The 13,850-nt window shown below is 62.0% G+C and carries 19 protein-coding genes and 2 tRNA genes; 11 read left to right on the top strand and 10 right to left on the bottom strand.

What is annotated here, in order from left to right; translation table 11 throughout:
* Positions 1-11 precede the first annotated feature (11 nt).
* From PRtIB026_RS19035 to PRtIB026_RS19025, 3 genes are all read left to right on the top strand, one after another.
* Positions 12-85, top strand: a tRNA-Cys gene (locus tag PRtIB026_RS19035).
* Positions 86-471: 386 nt separating this feature from the next.
* Positions 472-1,434, top strand: coding sequence for a hypothetical protein (locus tag PRtIB026_RS19030; protein WP_203652288.1), 963 nt, complete (start codon positions 472-474; stop codon positions 1,432-1,434).
* Between the two features lie 324 nt (positions 1,435-1,758).
* Positions 1,759-1,974, top strand: coding sequence for a hypothetical protein (locus tag PRtIB026_RS19025; protein WP_203652289.1), 216 nt, complete (start codon positions 1,759-1,761; stop codon positions 1,972-1,974).
* Between the two features lie 68 nt (positions 1,975-2,042).
* On the opposite strand, the gene PRtIB026_RS19020 is transcribed toward PRtIB026_RS19025, so the two are convergent.
* Positions 2,043-2,249, bottom strand: coding sequence for a DUF6434 domain-containing protein (locus tag PRtIB026_RS19020; RefSeq protein WP_203652290.1), 207 nt, complete (start codon positions 2,247-2,249; stop codon positions 2,043-2,045).
* A 91-nt stretch (positions 2,250-2,340) separates the two neighbouring features.
* The gene (locus tag PRtIB026_RS19015) at positions 2,341-3,234 is read right to left on the bottom strand and encodes a LysR family transcriptional regulator (protein WP_203652291.1); all 894 of its coding nucleotides are present in this window, start codon (positions 3,232-3,234) and stop codon (positions 2,341-2,343) included.
* 112 nt (positions 3,235-3,346) lie between these two features.
* Between PRtIB026_RS19015 and PRtIB026_RS19010 the strand changes: the two genes are divergently transcribed.
* Together PRtIB026_RS19010 and PRtIB026_RS19005 are read left to right on the top strand one after the other, a co-directional pair.
* Entirely contained in the window at positions 3,347-3,997 is a 651-nt protein-coding gene (locus PRtIB026_RS19010; protein ID WP_203652292.1) for a DsbA family protein, read from the top strand.
* Positions 3,994-4,386 (top strand): nuclear transport factor 2 family protein, encoded by a 393-nt coding sequence (locus PRtIB026_RS19005; protein WP_203652293.1) that lies wholly within the window; start codon positions 3,994-3,996, stop codon positions 4,384-4,386. Before PRtIB026_RS19010 ends, PRtIB026_RS19005 begins: the two co-directional genes overlap by 4 nt.
* Positions 4,387-4,442: 56 nt before the next feature.
* On the opposite strand, the gene PRtIB026_RS19000 is transcribed toward PRtIB026_RS19005, so the two are convergent.
* Positions 4,443-5,162, bottom strand: a complete 720-nt coding sequence (locus PRtIB026_RS19000; RefSeq protein WP_244670986.1) for an META and DUF4377 domain-containing protein — start codon at positions 5,160-5,162, stop codon at positions 4,443-4,445.
* 335 nt (positions 5,163-5,497) lie between these two features.
* Entirely contained in the window at positions 5,498-5,854 is a 357-nt protein-coding gene (locus tag PRtIB026_RS18995; protein ID WP_203652295.1) for a hypothetical protein, read from the bottom strand.
* 184 nt (positions 5,855-6,038) lie between these two features.
* Here PRtIB026_RS18995 and PRtIB026_RS18990 point away from each other — a divergent pair, with 184 nt between their 5' ends.
* Entirely contained in the window at positions 6,039-6,476 is a 438-nt protein-coding gene (locus PRtIB026_RS18990) for an anti-virulence regulator CigR family protein (protein WP_046856214.1), read from the top strand.
* Between the two features lie 297 nt (positions 6,477-6,773).
* On the opposite strand, the gene PRtIB026_RS18985 is transcribed toward PRtIB026_RS18990, so the two are convergent.
* Entirely contained in the window at positions 6,774-7,448 is a 675-nt protein-coding gene (locus tag PRtIB026_RS18985; RefSeq protein WP_203652296.1) for a polysaccharide lyase family 7 protein, read from the bottom strand.
* Between the two features lie 240 nt (positions 7,449-7,688).
* On the opposite strand from PRtIB026_RS18985, the gene PRtIB026_RS18980 reads away from it, so the two are divergent.
* Entirely contained in the window at positions 7,689-7,877 is a 189-nt protein-coding gene (locus tag PRtIB026_RS18980) for a hypothetical protein (RefSeq protein WP_050706261.1), read from the top strand.
* Positions 7,878-7,894: 17 nt separating this feature from the next.
* Here the strand turns inward: PRtIB026_RS18980 and PRtIB026_RS18975 are convergent, their stop codons facing one another.
* The 3 genes from PRtIB026_RS18975 to PRtIB026_RS18965 form a co-directional block, all read right to left on the bottom strand.
* Positions 7,895-8,308: a DoxX family protein gene (locus PRtIB026_RS18975; protein ID WP_028692439.1), complete on the bottom strand. Its 414-nt coding sequence runs from the start codon at positions 8,306-8,308 to the stop codon at positions 7,895-7,897.
* Positions 8,309-8,413: 105 nt separating this feature from the next.
* Positions 8,414-8,498: transfer RNA gene (locus tag PRtIB026_RS18970), tRNA-Leu, on the bottom strand.
* Between the two features lie 93 nt (positions 8,499-8,591).
* Positions 8,592-8,804, bottom strand: a complete 213-nt coding sequence (locus PRtIB026_RS18965; RefSeq protein WP_203652297.1) for a hypothetical protein — start codon at positions 8,802-8,804, stop codon at positions 8,592-8,594.
* A gap of 102 nt (positions 8,805-8,906) precedes the next feature.
* Here PRtIB026_RS18965 and PRtIB026_RS18960 point away from each other — a divergent pair, with 102 nt between their 5' ends.
* From PRtIB026_RS18960 to PRtIB026_RS18945, 4 genes are all read left to right on the top strand, one after another.
* A complete protein-coding gene (locus PRtIB026_RS18960; RefSeq protein WP_203652298.1) occupies positions 8,907-9,191 on the top strand; it encodes a hypothetical protein in 285 nt (94 codons plus the stop codon).
* Positions 9,192-9,271: 80 nt separating this feature from the next.
* Positions 9,272-10,432 (top strand): two-component system sensor histidine kinase NtrB, encoded by a 1,161-nt coding sequence (locus tag PRtIB026_RS18955; RefSeq protein ID WP_203652299.1) that lies wholly within the window; start codon positions 9,272-9,274, stop codon positions 10,430-10,432.
* A gap of 6 nt (positions 10,433-10,438) precedes the next feature.
* Complete coding sequence (locus tag PRtIB026_RS18950) at positions 10,439-11,884, top strand: ATPase domain-containing protein (protein WP_203652300.1); 1,446 nt, start codon at positions 10,439-10,441, stop codon at positions 11,882-11,884.
* Positions 11,885-11,888: 4 nt separating this feature from the next.
* Positions 11,889-12,248, top strand: a complete 360-nt coding sequence (locus PRtIB026_RS18945) for a response regulator (RefSeq protein WP_203652301.1) — start codon at positions 11,889-11,891, stop codon at positions 12,246-12,248.
* A gap of 75 nt (positions 12,249-12,323) precedes the next feature.
* Here PRtIB026_RS18945 and csrA read toward each other — a convergent pair whose 3' ends face one another.
* Both csrA and PRtIB026_RS18935 read right to left on the bottom strand, forming a co-directional pair.
* The gene (csrA, locus tag PRtIB026_RS18940; protein WP_023628788.1) at positions 12,324-12,518 is read right to left on the bottom strand and encodes a carbon storage regulator CsrA; all 195 of its coding nucleotides are present in this window, start codon (positions 12,516-12,518) and stop codon (positions 12,324-12,326) included.
* Positions 12,519-12,770: 252 nt separating this feature from the next.
* Entirely contained in the window at positions 12,771-13,793 is a 1,023-nt protein-coding gene (locus tag PRtIB026_RS18935; RefSeq protein ID WP_203652302.1) for a DNA topoisomerase IB, read from the bottom strand.
* Positions 13,794-13,850: the final 57 nt, after the last annotated feature.

The raw sequence follows: 13,850 nt of genomic DNA, 5'->3' as shown, positions 1-13,850 counted from the left end.
TCCGACTTTGAGGCCGAGTAGCAAAGTGGTTATGCTCCGGATTGCAAATCCGTCTACGCCGGTTCGATTCCGACCTCGGCCTCCACCATTCGAAAGCCCCGCAATCATTTAGGTTGCGGGGCTTTTTTCATGCCTGCGAATTGTCCCGGGACGTCCTATTTGGGACAAATTTGGGACACCGAAGGAAATTACGCGTCCCAAAAGCCGGGCATCACCGGAGCATGTCGATCAGCGAATCCACTCAAGCGCGGTGGATGCGCTGAGTTCACTGAATAAAAACCTCAGAATACTGGTTGAATATACAGTGCTCATGTGGCATAATTTCCTACATCAGCGACAGGTCTGAGGTTGGTGAAACCTCATCACCCCTGATCTTCGCCAGAGGACCTCGAGTCTCGAACCATCGCCCATGAGCGCCATACGCCCAATACAGAGGCCTGAACTTAAATCAGCTCAGTAACGGAGTTTAAAATGGATAACGCAAACTCGGCGTCTCAAACCTTGCAAGATCTTTGGACTCAAGTAGACCCGGTGGAGAACACCGGCATGCTTAGGCGCGTGGTTTTTGCGCAAGGCAAGTTTTATGCGGCTGGTGGCAACGGTCTTCCCACAACCACTCAGGTTGTCACTGGAGACGCAACTGGTACAGCGTGGACCAAGCTTAAGGGCGCCGTCACCTCTGATAGCGGAAAGGTCCTCAACGAGCTGTACTGGAACGGTCTTGGGACAACGCTTCAAGGCCTTTCTCAATCCGGCAATGTGGTCCACGGCAGCATTGCACGCCCTTTAAATGATTGGACAGACCTTACGGCAGCTGCTCGCGCGTATGTAGACTTGCATGGCATTGTGTATTATCAGCCAATTTACGGCGACATCGCGACCTGGATACTGGTTGGGTCTAACGGTAAAGTCTTTTCCCGTTATGAGGATTGGTCAGGCACGGTGGAGCGCACTACGACCTTCACTTCTAGCGAGACTGTGCACTGCGTCAACGTCATTGGCGTTTTTGTGTTGATTGCGGGATCGAATGGGAAGCTGCTTAGTGCTGTGAAGATGCCAACGGGTAATCCGCAATCATTCGCGACCAGAACCAGCACCTTCGGCACTAGCACCATCCTTTCCATGAAGCTTTGCAACGGGAAAATGTTTATCGTTGGTGCGGATGGCAAGATGGCATATTCATCCGATGGGCTTACCTGGACTGCTGTTGAAGATACCAGTTTCGGTGGAACCATCATCCGCGACATTGCTTACGGTAATGGCAAGTATGTAGCTGTCGGCGACGGCGGCAAGACAGCCGTTTCCGAGGATGGGATCGGCTGGGTTCAGCAAGCCAACACTTTCGCAGGAACCGATATCCGGAGCGTCGCCTACGGCAACGGCAATTTTGTAGCTGTTGGTGCAGCCGGCAAGATTGCTTACTGGACTCCATGATCTTCTACCTCCTTGCGTAATAGAGCCCAGCCGTCGCGCTGGGCTTTTTCATTTCTGATTCAGGCTCGCCACAGCCAGGGTGGCCCTTCTGGGGATGCCTGGACGCGCGGCGAGACTGGTTCAGTTGGGTGCCAGCGCTGCAAGCCCATTGGCGGACAAACTGGAAGATTGGCAAAACCCCGCAGATCTGGGTCTGTGTTTTTTTAATGCCTGCGAATTGTTCGTCGCCCCGCCATCTGGGACAATCTTGGGCCACGAAGGAAAGTGTGTGACCACCGGTAAATTCGCTGTGATCCTCTACGGGTTATTCAAGGATGAAACGCAATGAAAAAGCTCAAAGAACTGGACGCAGCCGCCACCCGTTACCTGAGCAGGTACTCCCGCAAGCAGTTTTTCTCGATTTTCGTTGTGATTACGGCGCTCAACTATTGGTGCGCCTACAACGTAGAGGGATACAAATCGATCTGGCTGGCAATGATCGGCGGCTGGTTCTTCGGTATGACCTTCGCGCCGTTCCACGCTAAAAAGGGCCAATCCTGAAGGCGGCTACCGGGTAGCATCCGGGGTGAGAGGAAGGGCGGCCAGCGTGGGACAGCAAGCGGCCTGGATCAGCCGCGTCTGCGCAGCCATTCATCCGCAACTTCCCCCATGGTGGCAGGCGCTCCGCTCTTGATCCAGGCCATGAAGGCGCGGTCGAACTTGAAGGCCTCGCCACATTCACCGACCAGGAACCGCCGGACCTTCTGTGTGTTCCGGTAGTGCCGGTCCAGTGGGGTGGCGCGGGTGATCGGTCCAGCATGCCAGTCGAAGCTCATCTTCATTCCCTTGGATGGCTGTGATCCCAGGAGCGTAGCATTGTCGGCGGCTGCGCGGGCGTGCCCTGACCTGATGGTCTGTGCCGTCTCATTAAGCCAGGCGGCTTGCCAGAAGCTCGATGAATGCACGCACCTTGACCGGTCGAAAGCGAGCCGTCGGGAAGACCGCATGGATCTCGCCTCGGGGCAGCGACCATTGCGGCAGGACCTCGATCAGCCGGCCTGCTTGCAGGTCTGGTTCCGCCACATAGTCCGGAAGGACCGATAGCCCGGCCCCGAGCAGCGTGGCTTCGCGCACTGCCAAGGTGGCGTTGAGCGACAGGCTGGCTTTCATCTCCACTGTTTCGCGCTGCGTGGCGTCCTTGGCAAATACCCACCGGGTCGGTTCTCGCAGCGCCAGGTTCGCCACGATCGGCAACTCGGCCAGCTCCGCCGGGGCCTGCAGTTTGTCCACTCGCGCTTGCCATTGAGGGCCGGCCACCAACCGTTGCGCAAACTCGCCGATTCGCCGGGCCTGCAGATGTTGCTCGGTAATCCAGCCAACGCGAATGGAAAGGTCCAGATCGTTGGCGCCCAGGTCCAGGGTCTGGTCGCTGAAGTGTGCCTCGACCTTGCACTGCGGATATCGCTGCGAGAATGCGGTGATGGCCGGCACCACGACACCGATGCCGTAATCGAAAGGGGCGGTCAGGCGTAGGGTGCCCGTCGGCTCGCTGGCCGCTTCGGACAATTCCTCGAAAGCCTCTTCAGCTTCTTTGAGGATCAATGCACAGCGGTGATAGAACTGTTGGCCCGCCTCGGTGGTGCGGACTTTGCGCGTGCTGCGAACCAGCAGTGTGGTACGACAGTCGCTTTCCAGCCGCGCTACCTGTTGGCTGACCACGGCCTTGGTGATGCCGAGGCGCTCTGCTGCTGCGGTGAAGGAGCCGGTTTCGACCACTGCGGTGAAGTACGCAAGCCTGTTCAGGCTGGAAGCGCCGGTCATTGATATATCCTTTAATGTATGTTTGTAGCATACAGTGTGTTTATTTCGTATGCGTTTAAATGTCAATTCGCTCGCTATAAGATTCGAGGCATTCCATTCAAGGCGTTTCACCATGAACAAGACCCTGGTTTACCTCTTCGACCCACTGTGCGGCTGGTGCTACGGTGCAGGAGGACCGCTGCCTCGGGTTCTCGAATCCACGGGCCTCGCGTTGCGCCTGATACCGACGGGGCTGTTTTCCGGCAGCGGTGCTCGCGCCATGGATGATGACTTTGCGGCCTACGCCTGGAGCAACGACCAACGCATCGAGCGGCTGACCGGGCAGGTCTTCAGTGAGCGCTATCGTGACCAGGTACTCGCCGACCGCCTTCAGGCGTTCGACAGTGGTCCGTCTACCCTGGCGCTCAGCGCAGTGAACCTGACTGCGCCTGAGCGCGAGTTCGAAGCGCTCAAGGCGATTCAGGCGGCGCGCTATGTCGATGGCCTGGATGTGACTCGACTGGAGACGTTGACAGCTGTGCTGGCGAACCTGGGCTTGAATGCCGCCGCCGAGCGGCTGGCGCGCCCGGATTCGGCCTTGCTGCAGGCCAACGACGATCGTGTGGGGCAGGGGCGTGCCTTGCTGGGTCGCGTGGGCGGCCGAGGCGTCCCGACATTTGTCCTGCAAGAGGCGGAAGATGCCCTGCAGTTGTTACCTGCCAGCGCTATCTTTTCAGATCTTCAGGCCTTCATTCGCGAGCTGAACGTGGGGGTAAAGCCATGAGCAAGAGCAACCTGGACATCATCCGAGCCTCGTACGAAGGCTCAGCCGAACAGAATGGCCAGAATCTGCTGGCGGCGCTGGCAGCGGACGTGACCTGGACCGAGGCGGCCGGCTTCCCTTATGCCGGTACCTATGTCGGCCCGCAGGCGATCATGGAGGGTGTGTTCCATCGCCTGGCCACCGAATGGGATGGCTACCAGGCCAAGGTGCATACCTATGTGGCCGAGGACGACCGAGTTGCCGCCTTTGGCGTTTACTCGGGGACCTATCGCAAGACCGGGAAGGCGATGACGGCTACCTTTGCCCACCTGTACCGGCTGAACAACGGCAAGATCGTCAGCATGGAGCAATACGTCGACAGTGCGCAGGTCAACGCGGCGCTCACCTGAGGTCGCCGTCGGTTCCAGGCGCAGGCCGCTGCAGGGCGGCCTGCGCCGACTGGCAATTACTTGCCCGAAGCGTCCTGCTCGACCACCAGGTCCAGTACATAGACCTGCGACGGGGCGTCGGCCGGCGGGTTCTTCCATTCGTATTGCTTCACGCGCAGCACGGTGCGCACGCCGTCACGGTGCTCGAAGCCCTCGATGGACTGGTACAGCGGGTGCCAGTTGTCCTGGGTCGCCAACTGCAGGCCGGCGTCGTCATAGCGACGCTCGCGCACTTGCAGGCACTGGTAGTTGGGGATCAGTGGATGGCTGCACTTGACGGTCTTGGCGGCCACTTCCAGGAACTTGATCTCGCCCTTGCTGCCGTAGCGGGTCTCCGGGGTGGCTTCACCCTGGAACTTCAGCACAGAGCCGTCCTGGGTGGTCAGTTGCAGCATCGGCTCCCCGGCATCGTCGGATAGGGTGGTACGCAGGTCGCCCTTGAACAGGCGCCCGACCTGGGCGTCCAGTTCCATCAGGGGCTTGTCGCAGGCCTTCAGGGTCGAGGCCAGTGATTGCACCTTCAGTACGCCGTCCTGGTAGGAATAGCCGCCGAACTGGTTGTTGCAGCCGCCGCTGATGTTCAGCTTGCGTTCGGCGAAGTTCAACCGCAGTTTGCCCTCGATGCCTGGGGCCATGGCGGTGATGGGCTTGCCCGACGCATCGTTGGCCGCTACCAGGTTCCAGTAGTAGGCCGAGAGGTTGGGCTGGGTGGCGCTGGATGCGGCAGTGGCGGGCATGGAAGGCGTCCCTTCATGGGAGGTGGAAGCCGGGGCACATGCCTGGAGCAGGGCGGCGCAGACGGCAACGAGGAGAATGTTCTGTTTCATGGTTCGCTCTTTCAGCCTTGAAAAATGAGGGCGGCATCCTCGACAGGTGGGATGCGCGCGCCGGTAAACCGGGATATCGAGGCCGTTTCAGGATCGCTTCGCGATGTGGACCTTGCCACGTCTGTGAGCGCTATCGGACGGCCTCGGCAGTAACCGATGGCAATGGGACAGCATCGATCCCATTGAGTTTCATCGACGGGGTGGCCTGTAAGTGTTGCCAGATTTTGCAGCACAGCCAGCGCCCTCTAGACCTGCGGACCTTTGCAGGGGTATCCACTCATTTTCGCGGCCTGCAGCGCCCGCTCGCTGGTCAAGGGCTTGAGTGCTCCCGCGGCGTAGCCGTTCTTGATGTAAAGAAAATAGTTGCCCTTCAGATCGTGGAAGATCCGGTACACATCGGCAGCTCTATGGGGGGTTGGCAGCGTGACGTTGTCGACCACCAGTTCATAGCCGTCGATACCCAGGTTGCCCAGCCTGGTCGTGAAGTCTGCTTCGAAGGCTGCGCGCCAGCGATTGCGCTCGAAGGTGCATGCCCAGAAGAGGGCGATCAGTAGCAATAGCCCCGCGCACAGGAAGGCTATGTCGGTGAGCAGTTTCAGCATGTCGTTCCTTTGACCTGTGGTCCTTCAATACCGGCTGGATGCCACTTTACCAAGTCGCAACGGTAATATGCGCGCCCGCCGTGGTGCCGATAGGCCTGATTGCTCAAGCAGGGTCATGGCGAAGCCCCATGTCGTTGTCATGGTCTAGGATTGCACAGACCCCAATCTTCAGAGGCAAGCAGCGATGAGCAAACGCCGCACAGTCATTGCCACACTGACATCCATCGCACTGGTACTGGCGCCCTGCATATCCTTCGCCGACCCGGGTAATGGCAAGGGGCACGGCAAGGGGCAATCCCAGCAGAACCATGGCAACCAAGGGGCGGGCAAGCACGATGGCGGTCATGGCGGTCCCGTGATCGACCGGGGCGATGTGCTCGGTATCCTGGGTGGGCACCGCGACTACTGGAGCCCGGGGCCTGCATTGCCTCCCGGCATCCAGAAGAACCTGGCGCGTGGCAAGCCGTTGCCCCCAGGCATCGCCAAGAAGCTCGATGGCCGGTTGCTGGGCCAGCTGCCGCGTTATGACGGTTATGAATGGATGCAGGCGGGTGTCGACCTGATTCTGGTGGCAGTCGCCACGGGGGTGATCTACGAAGTACTCAACGGTGCTTTCGACTAGCGCGCAGGCAAAGAAAAGGCCCGCTGGGGAGGGCGGGCCAAGTGTTTCACGGATGAGTCATCACCTTGGCACGGCAGACGTGAAAATGTTGTCAATTGGCGCAGCTTTCGTGCAAGCGGGAAGCACAAAAAAGAAAACCCGCCAATCAGGCGGGTTGAACAGAACGTATCGAAGCCAGGTCAGTCTGCCTGGGCGTTTGTCAGAATTTCGTGAAGGCCATCCGGGTAATCGTGCAGTAAACGTTACCGAGTTTTTCATAAGTCTGGCGAACGCTCCCCGGCAACGGCTCCCGAGCCTCTAACGGTGCAGCAGCTCCAGCTGGCTGATCACGCAGACAGATGCGTCTGTGGATGGGGTGTCATCGCTGAAGTCCACCTGGTTGTAGACGCCGCCATGGAAGTTGAAGGTGTGGTCCTTCCAACCCGAGGTCATCTGCAGCAGGCCGGAGTCGCCGCTGCGGCCGTTGCAGGCAGCGGTCACCGTCGCGACCCTGGCCGCAGTGACTTCGAGGGTGATGTCGAAGGGTGTGCCCAGGGGCACATCGACGAGAAGGGTGCTGTTGGCTGGCGTCGTCTGGTTGAAGTCCCGGCGAAAGCCGAGGGTGATCTTGCCCTTGTTCCAGAACACCTTGATCGCCGGGCTGTCGTCGTCTTTCACATGCAGCTGCGCGATCACCACCTTCTGTGCCGAGTTGACCTGCTCCAGCACCATGCGCTGGTGGCTGAAATGTCGGCTGGCGCTGCTCATGGCCCAATAGGTGGCCTCCTTCCACTCGCAGCGGGTTCGATGGGTACTCTTGCTCGATGCGCCCTTGGTCGGGGCGCTCATGCGCACTGCGCCACTGCTCAGCCGGCTCACAACCTGGGGCAGGCTGGCGAGGGCCTGGGCGCCGGTGACCTCCAGGGCCACAGGGTTGGTAGCGGATTTGGGCACCGGGGTGGTAATGATCAGGTGGTCGATATTCACGGCCATGGGGAAAGCTCCTTGATGGAAAAGATCCTGCACCCATGCGAGCGCTGAAATGGCGGGCGGTTCAGTGGTGCGGGGGAGGGCCGGGCAAAAAAAGCCCGCCAGGGCGGCGGGCAAAGAACGTTTTTGAAGGGAGAGCCTGCACCATGCGCCTTGTCGGTTAAGCCGGGGTTAAGCGCCGCGAGGATTGACCGCCCGCGTCGATGCGCCTATACAGGCGTGCCGTTGTTACCGGAGCCTGCGATGCACGACGAAGACGATCTGCCCGAACCCGAGCACGACCACCTGCTCGACCCTGAATTCCACGAAGACTTCGACCCCGAGGCGGACGCCTACGGGGCGCTGGACGAAGTCGAGGAGGACGAAGAGTCACTCGACGACTTCGATGATGAAGATGACCATCCGGCCTGGCACGACGACTGCGATGATTGAAATCACCGCAGTCGCGTTCAGCGACGGTCGAGGGAGAAGCGCCCGGCGCCGGTGAGGGCCAGCAGCAGCAACCCGCCGACAATGGCGAGGTTCTTCAGGAACTGGGTCATGTTGGCGCTGCGCTCGGGCTCGACCATGTTCCAGAACGGGTGCCCGAGCAGCGCGGTGCCCAGCACGAACAGGGCGAACAGCAGGGCCAGCGGACGGGTGTAGAAGCCCAGGATCAGCAGGATGCCGACCAGCAGCTCCATGATCACGGCAACGGCCGCCGCCAGCATGGGCGCGGGCGCGCCGAGAGAGGTCATGTAGCCGACCGTGCCTTCGAAACCGCTCAGTTTGCTCCAGCCAGAGAGCACGAACAGGATCATCAGCAGGATGCGGGCGAGCAGCAGGATGACGTCGCGTTGACCGTCGAGCAAGCTATAGCGCATGGCGGCGCTCCAGTGGACAGTGACAGGTTCCACTCTAGCAGCTGCGCGGCGGTTTTCCGGCGGGCATGAAAAAGGCGCCGCAAGGGCGCCTCGATCGACAGAAGATGGTGCGAGTGGCGGGACTCGAACCCGCAAGGCTCACGCCGACAGATTTTAAGTCTGCTGTGTATACCAATTCCACCACACTCGCACGATTGACCGGCATGCTTCATAGCAGCAGGGCCAAGGCAATCAGGCGCGCTTTATAACCCATTGTTATAGGAGCGTCAACCGGCCACAGGGTTCAGGGCCTGATGCTACGGGCGATTTCACGCATCTCGCAGGCCGAGTGGTGCAGGTCATCGACATGCCCGTCCATGGCCTGGGCATCGGCCTGGTGGATCGAATGGCGCAGGAACCGCGCATGGCCGTCCAGGGCCTGGCACAGTTGGTCGAGTTCGCCGGCGCTGCGCACCAGGTCGTCCTGCAGCCCTTGCATGCGAAGGTTCGAAGTCATGTCGCTTCCTTGTGAAATCGGGGCGCGACCACTATAGGTCAATTGACAGGATGCCGCCATTACGCCACTGTCCAGGCATTGGATCCAACGGGTTGTATCGCCATGTCATCGCGTTCCCCCGACCCAGAGGCAATCCGGCGTGTGCGCCCGAAGCTGTTCTGGCGTCTGCTGTTCCTGCTTGTCTGCCTGCTGGCGGCATTCTTGTACGCCGGTTTCATGAGCCTGGGCGGCTACCTGCTGATGCTCGGGCTCGATCAGGAGCACCCAGAACCACAGCGCGTGCTGGCATTGGGCGGCGGGGCGTCGATCCTGCTGCTGGGGTTGTGGCTGTTGAAGGTGGCGATGCCGCGCCGGCTGGTGCCGACGGTGGTGGAGCGCGAGCACTGACGATCGTCGCCTGAAGGGCTGTGTCGGCGGGACTTTTGACTACGCTCAATATGTCCTTTCGCGGTGCTTGTGGAGCTTGCATGGTGTCGACAGACCGCCCCACCCATTCGGTGATGCCCGAAGCGCGCTACGAGCAGTTGGTCCAGGCAGTGGTGGACTACGCCATCTACATGCTCGATCCGACCGGCCATGTGGTGTCGTGGAACGCGGGTGCGCAGCGGATCAAGGGTTATCGCGCCGACGAGGTGATCGGCCGGCATTTCTCGTTGTTCTTTACTGACCAGGACCGTGCCGAAGGCCGTCCGCAACAGCTGCTGCACCAGGCCTTGGAAGAGGGCAAGGTGCAGGACGAGGGCTGGCGCGTGCGCAAGGACGGTACGCAGTTCTGGGCGCTGGCGGCGCTGGATGTGATCCGTGACGAAACTGGCGAGGTCATCGGCCTGGCCAAGGTCACCCGCGACATCACCGACCGCCGCGAGTCCGCCCTGCAACTGGACGCCATGCGTGCGCAGCTGTTCCAGGCGCAGAAGCTCGAGGCCCTGGGGCAGTTGACCGGCGGCCTGGCCCATGACTTCAACAATCTGCTGACCATCATCCTCAGCTCTGCCCGGCTGGCCTCTGGCAGCCAGGACCCGGCACGGGTACGACGCCTGCTCGAGCATATTCTTGATGCCGGCGAGCGCGGTACCCAACTGACCCAGCAACTGCTCAGTTTTGCCCGGCATCGGCAACTGAGCATCACCCGCATCGCCCCGGCCCAGATGGTCGACACCACCTGCGGGCTGGCGGAGCACGCGCTGCCCAGGGACATCGAACTGCTGCCGCAGGTGCAGCCGGACCTGCCGCTGATCGAGGTGGACGCCGGGCAGTTGCAGATGGTCCTGCTCAACCTGGTGTTCAACGCCCGCGACGCCATCGCGGCGACCGGGCAAATCCACCTGGCAGTCGAAAGGGTTCGCCTGGCCGGCGAGGTGGAGGGGCTGCATGGGCACTTCGTGCGCTTCGATGTGCGCGATGACGGGCAGGGCATCGACCCTCAGGTGTTGCCGCGCATCTTCGAGCCGTTCTTCACCACCAAGGCCTTCGGCAAGGGCACCGGCCTTGGGCTGAGCCAGGCCTATGGTTTCGCCCGCCAGAGTGAGGGCGCGATCAGCGTGTCCAGCCGCCCTGGCGAAGGCACCTGCATGAGCCTGTACCTGCCCGCCCGAACGGGCGACGATACGCCTGCGAGCGAGGGATAGACGACCATGGTCGAGCAACTCAAGCGACTGGCCACCGGCATCGAAGGGCTCGATGCGCTGCTCAAGGGCGGGCTGGTGGTCGGTGCCTCCTACATCGTCCAGGGGCACCCGGGCTCGGGCAAGACCATCCTCGCCAACCAGCTGGCCTGCAACCATGTGCGCGACGGTGGCCGGGTGCTGGTGGCGACCCTGCTCAGCGAGTCCCATGAGCGCCTGTTCCAGTACCTGTCGACGCTGAGTTTCTTCGACCCGGCGCTGGTCGGTGACAGCATCCAGTTCGTCAGCGCCTTCGACACCCTGGAGCAGGATGGCCTGGATGCGGTGGTCAGGCTGTTGCGCCAGGAGATTGCCCGGCAGCAGGCCACCTTGCTGGTCGTCGATGGCCTGCTCAACGCACGCTCGCGGGCGGAAACCAGCCTGGACACCAAGAAGTTCGTCTCCGAGCTGCAGGGGCATGCGGCGTTCGCCGGTTGCACGGTGCTGTTGCTGACCAGTGCCCGGCTGGAGGAGGGCAGCCCCGAGCACACCATGGTCGATGGCGTGATCGAGCTGGGCGAGCACTTGGTCGGCAGTACCGCGGTGCGGCATGTCCAGCTGCGCAAGACCCGCGGCAGCAGCGCGCTATCCGGGCGCCACGAATGCCAGATCGATGAGTCGGGGTTGCAGGTCTATCCGCGCCTCGAAGCGCTCTACAGCCGGCCCAGCCAGCAGGATGCGCAAACCCTGGCGCGGGTCGCCACCGGGGTCGCCGACCTGGACGGCATGCTCGGTGGCGGGCTGGCCGAGGCCTCGGTGAGCCTGCTGATGGGACCCTCCGGTGTGGGCAAGACGGCCTTGGGCATCGCGTTTCTCGCCGCTTCGACGAAGGCCGCGCCGGGCCTGCATTTCGGTTTCTACGAGACGCCGGCGCGGCTGCGCTTGAAGGCGTCCGCACTGGGCTTTGAGCTGCCGGCGCTGGAGCGCGAGGGGGCGGTGCAACTGAGCTGGCAGCCGACCACCGAAGGCCTGCTGGACCAGCTCGGCGCCCGTCTGCTGGCGCAGGTCGAGGCATTGGGTGCGCGGCGCGTGGTGATCGACAGCCTGGGCGCCTTTGGCCGCCTGGCGCTGGAGCCCGCCCGCCTGAACGCGTTCTTCCGCGCGCTGACCGGCGAGCTGCGCGCCCGCGGCGTCACGGTGCTGCTGACCTGGGAGATGCGCGACATCTTCGGTTCGGAAATCACCGCGCCGGCCCCGGACCTGTCGAGCATCGTCGACAACCTGATTCTCATGCGCTTCGCCGAGCTTGATGCACAACTGCACCGTGCCCTGTCGATCATCAAGGTGCGCGACAGCGACCACGATCCGGCCCTGCAGGCGTTGAGCCTGGGACCGAAGGGCATCAGCCTGGCGCGGGCGTTCGATGGCGCCAGCGGCGTGCTCAGCGGCTCGGCGACAACGCCAGGAGACCGCTGATGGGATGAACAGCATCCTGATCGTCGATGACGAGTACCTGATCGCCGATATCCTGGGTTTCGCCCTGGAGGACGAGGGCTACCTGGTGGAAAAGGCCAGCAATGGGCGCAAGGCCCTGGAGGCCCTGAAAGAAAAACGCGTGGACCTGGTGATCACCGACTACATGATGCCGGTGCTCAATGGCGAGGAGTTGCTCAACGCAATTCGTGAAGAGCTGCAGCTGGCGGACTTGCCGGTGATTCTCATGAGCGGTGCCCAGGCCAGCCAGGGTCGGGCCTGCCCCGGAAGGTTCGCGGCGGTGTTCGACAAGCCATTCGACATGGACCGAATGATCGCCACGGTGCGCGAGCTGCTCGGCACCTGAGGTTCGGGAGAGGCTCCCCGCATGGGCGGGCAATCGATCAGGCGCATCCGTGCGGCATGATGCGTTGGCTTGGGATTACTCGTCGTTGCTCTTTTCCGGCGCCGGGCTGCCGGCCTGGATCCGCTTGTAGATCTCTTCACGGTGCACCTGGACATCCTTCGGTGCATCGATACCGATCCTCACCTGCATCCCCTTGACGCCCAGAATGGTGACTTTGATGTCGTCGTCGATGACGATGCTTTCGCCAACCTTGCGTGTGAGTATCAGCATGTAGTTCTCCTTGGTGATGTAGAAAACCGCCGAGCCTGATGGTCTGCGGTGGGAGCCTGTCCCTCTTCCTTCTCATTAAAGACGCTTTCGGCGGATAGTAATTCCCCGACAGACAAATTCTGTTATCGATCTTTAGTTGCAGGTGCCAGTGGGGGTGCTACGCATTCCACTGGCCAAGGTGCTCGGTGGCAAGGATAGGGTGCTTGGCGCCATATGGGAAATTTCTCTGCTCGATGAACTAAATAGTGGGGCTCAATGATCGTTCTGGCCCTGCAGGGCCTGGAGGAAGCGCAGCAGCGACACTTCCTCGAGTTCCAGGCCCTTGCGCGCCCGTGCGCGGGGCAGGTCCGCCAGGCGTCCGAGCTGGAAGTGTTCGAGAACCGCGGGATGGATGTAGCAGCGCCGGCACACCGCGGGTGTGTTGCCCAGGCGCGCCGCCACCTGGCGGACGGTGTCGGCGACCTGGCGCCGCGCTTCGCTATCCGGCTCCCAGGCCAGTGGCCGTAGCAGGCTCAGGGCCAGGCTGCTGCCGGCCCAGGTGCGGTAGTCCTTGGCGGTGAAATCGGCGCCGGTCAGTTGCTGGAGGAACTGGTTGACCTCGGTCGAGCCGATGCCATGGCGCTGGCCCTGGTCGTCCAGATACTGGAACAAGGCCTGGCCGGGCAGCTCCATGCAGCGCTTGACCAGCCCGGCCAGACGCCGGTCGGTCAGGGTGACGTTGTGCTCGACCCCGCGCTTGCCGCGGAACTGGAAGCGGATTCGGCTGCCCTTGACCTGCACATGGCGGGTATTGAGCGTGGTCAGCCCGTAGGAGCGGTTGTCACGCAGGTACTGGCGGTTGCCGATGCGGATCAGCGTGCTGTCGAGCAGGCTGATCACCAGCGCCATGACCTTCTCCCGGCCCAGCCCCGGGCAGGCAAGGTACCTGTCCAGTTGCTTGCGCAGCCTTGGCAGCGTTTCGGCGAAGGCCAGCATGCGTCCGTACTTGTGCTGGTCGCGCAGCTCGCGCCATTGCGCGTGGTAGCGGTACTGCTTGCGCCCCCGGGCATCCCGTCCGGTGGCCTGCAGGTGCCCCTGCGGGTCGGCGCAGATCCATACATCGGTGTAGGCCGGCGGGATCACCAGGGCGGCGATGCGCGCCAGGGTGTCGGTATCGCGTACCCGCTGGTTGCCGGCGTCGAAATACTGAAAACCATCGCGCCAGCGCCGCCGGGTCAGGCCGGGCTGGCTGTCATCGACGTAGTGCAGGGCGGCAGGCAGCGGGCAGTCGGACATGGGCGCGGTCCATCAAGGGCACTGTTGCTGCAATGGACAGCGTCCGTTGCTGCATTG

The organism is Pseudomonas sp. RtIB026, from assembly GCF_016861355.2.
GTDB lineage: Bacteria > Pseudomonadota > Gammaproteobacteria > Pseudomonadales > Pseudomonadaceae > Aquipseudomonas > Aquipseudomonas peradeniyensis.
The sequence above is the reverse complement of the archived record's forward strand: the minus strand, read 5'-3'. Positions and strand labels throughout refer to the sequence as shown.

Excerpts from the sequence above, each read along its gene's own strand:
- PRtIB026_RS19030 (WP_203652288.1), top strand. The coding sequence starts at position 472 with ATGGATAACGCAAACTCGGCGTCTCAAACCTTGCAAGATCTTTGGACT.
- PRtIB026_RS19025 (WP_203652289.1), top strand. The coding sequence starts at position 1,759 with ATGAAAAAGCTCAAAGAACTGGACGCAGCCGCCACCCGTTACCTGAGC.
- PRtIB026_RS19020 (WP_203652290.1), bottom strand. The coding sequence starts at position 2,249 with ATGAGCTTCGACTGGCATGCTGGACCGATCACCCGCGCCACCCCACTG.
- PRtIB026_RS19015 (WP_203652291.1), bottom strand. The coding sequence starts at position 3,234 with ATGACCGGCGCTTCCAGCCTGAACAGGCTTGCGTACTTCACCGCAGTG.
- PRtIB026_RS19010 (WP_203652292.1), top strand. The coding sequence starts at position 3,347 with ATGAACAAGACCCTGGTTTACCTCTTCGACCCACTGTGCGGCTGGTGC.
- PRtIB026_RS19005 (WP_203652293.1), top strand. The coding sequence starts at position 3,994 with ATGAGCAAGAGCAACCTGGACATCATCCGAGCCTCGTACGAAGGCTCA.
- PRtIB026_RS19000 (WP_244670986.1), bottom strand. The coding sequence starts at position 5,162 with ATGCCCGCCACTGCCGCATCCAGCGCCACCCAGCCCAACCTCTCGGCC.
- PRtIB026_RS18995 (WP_203652295.1), bottom strand. The coding sequence starts at position 5,854 with ATGCTGAAACTGCTCACCGACATAGCCTTCCTGTGCGCGGGGCTATTG.
- PRtIB026_RS18990 (WP_046856214.1), top strand. The coding sequence starts at position 6,039 with ATGAGCAAACGCCGCACAGTCATTGCCACACTGACATCCATCGCACTG.
- PRtIB026_RS18985 (WP_203652296.1), bottom strand. The coding sequence starts at position 7,448 with ATGGCCGTGAATATCGACCACCTGATCATTACCACCCCGGTGCCCAAA.
- PRtIB026_RS18980 (WP_050706261.1), top strand. The coding sequence starts at position 7,689 with ATGCACGACGAAGACGATCTGCCCGAACCCGAGCACGACCACCTGCTC.
- PRtIB026_RS18975 (WP_028692439.1), bottom strand. The coding sequence starts at position 8,308 with ATGCGCTATAGCTTGCTCGACGGTCAACGCGACGTCATCCTGCTGCTC.
- PRtIB026_RS18965 (WP_203652297.1), bottom strand. The coding sequence starts at position 8,804 with ATGACTTCGAACCTTCGCATGCAAGGGCTGCAGGACGACCTGGTGCGC.
- PRtIB026_RS18960 (WP_203652298.1), top strand. The coding sequence starts at position 8,907 with ATGTCATCGCGTTCCCCCGACCCAGAGGCAATCCGGCGTGTGCGCCCG.
- PRtIB026_RS18955 (WP_203652299.1), top strand. The coding sequence starts at position 9,272 with ATGGTGTCGACAGACCGCCCCACCCATTCGGTGATGCCCGAAGCGCGC.
- PRtIB026_RS18950 (WP_203652300.1), top strand. The coding sequence starts at position 10,439 with ATGGTCGAGCAACTCAAGCGACTGGCCACCGGCATCGAAGGGCTCGAT.
- PRtIB026_RS18945 (WP_203652301.1), top strand. The coding sequence starts at position 11,889 with ATGAACAGCATCCTGATCGTCGATGACGAGTACCTGATCGCCGATATC.
- csrA (WP_023628788.1), bottom strand. The coding sequence starts at position 12,518 with ATGCTGATACTCACACGCAAGGTTGGCGAAAGCATCGTCATCGACGAC.
- PRtIB026_RS18935 (WP_203652302.1), bottom strand. The coding sequence starts at position 13,793 with ATGTCCGACTGCCCGCTGCCTGCCGCCCTGCACTACGTCGATGACAGC.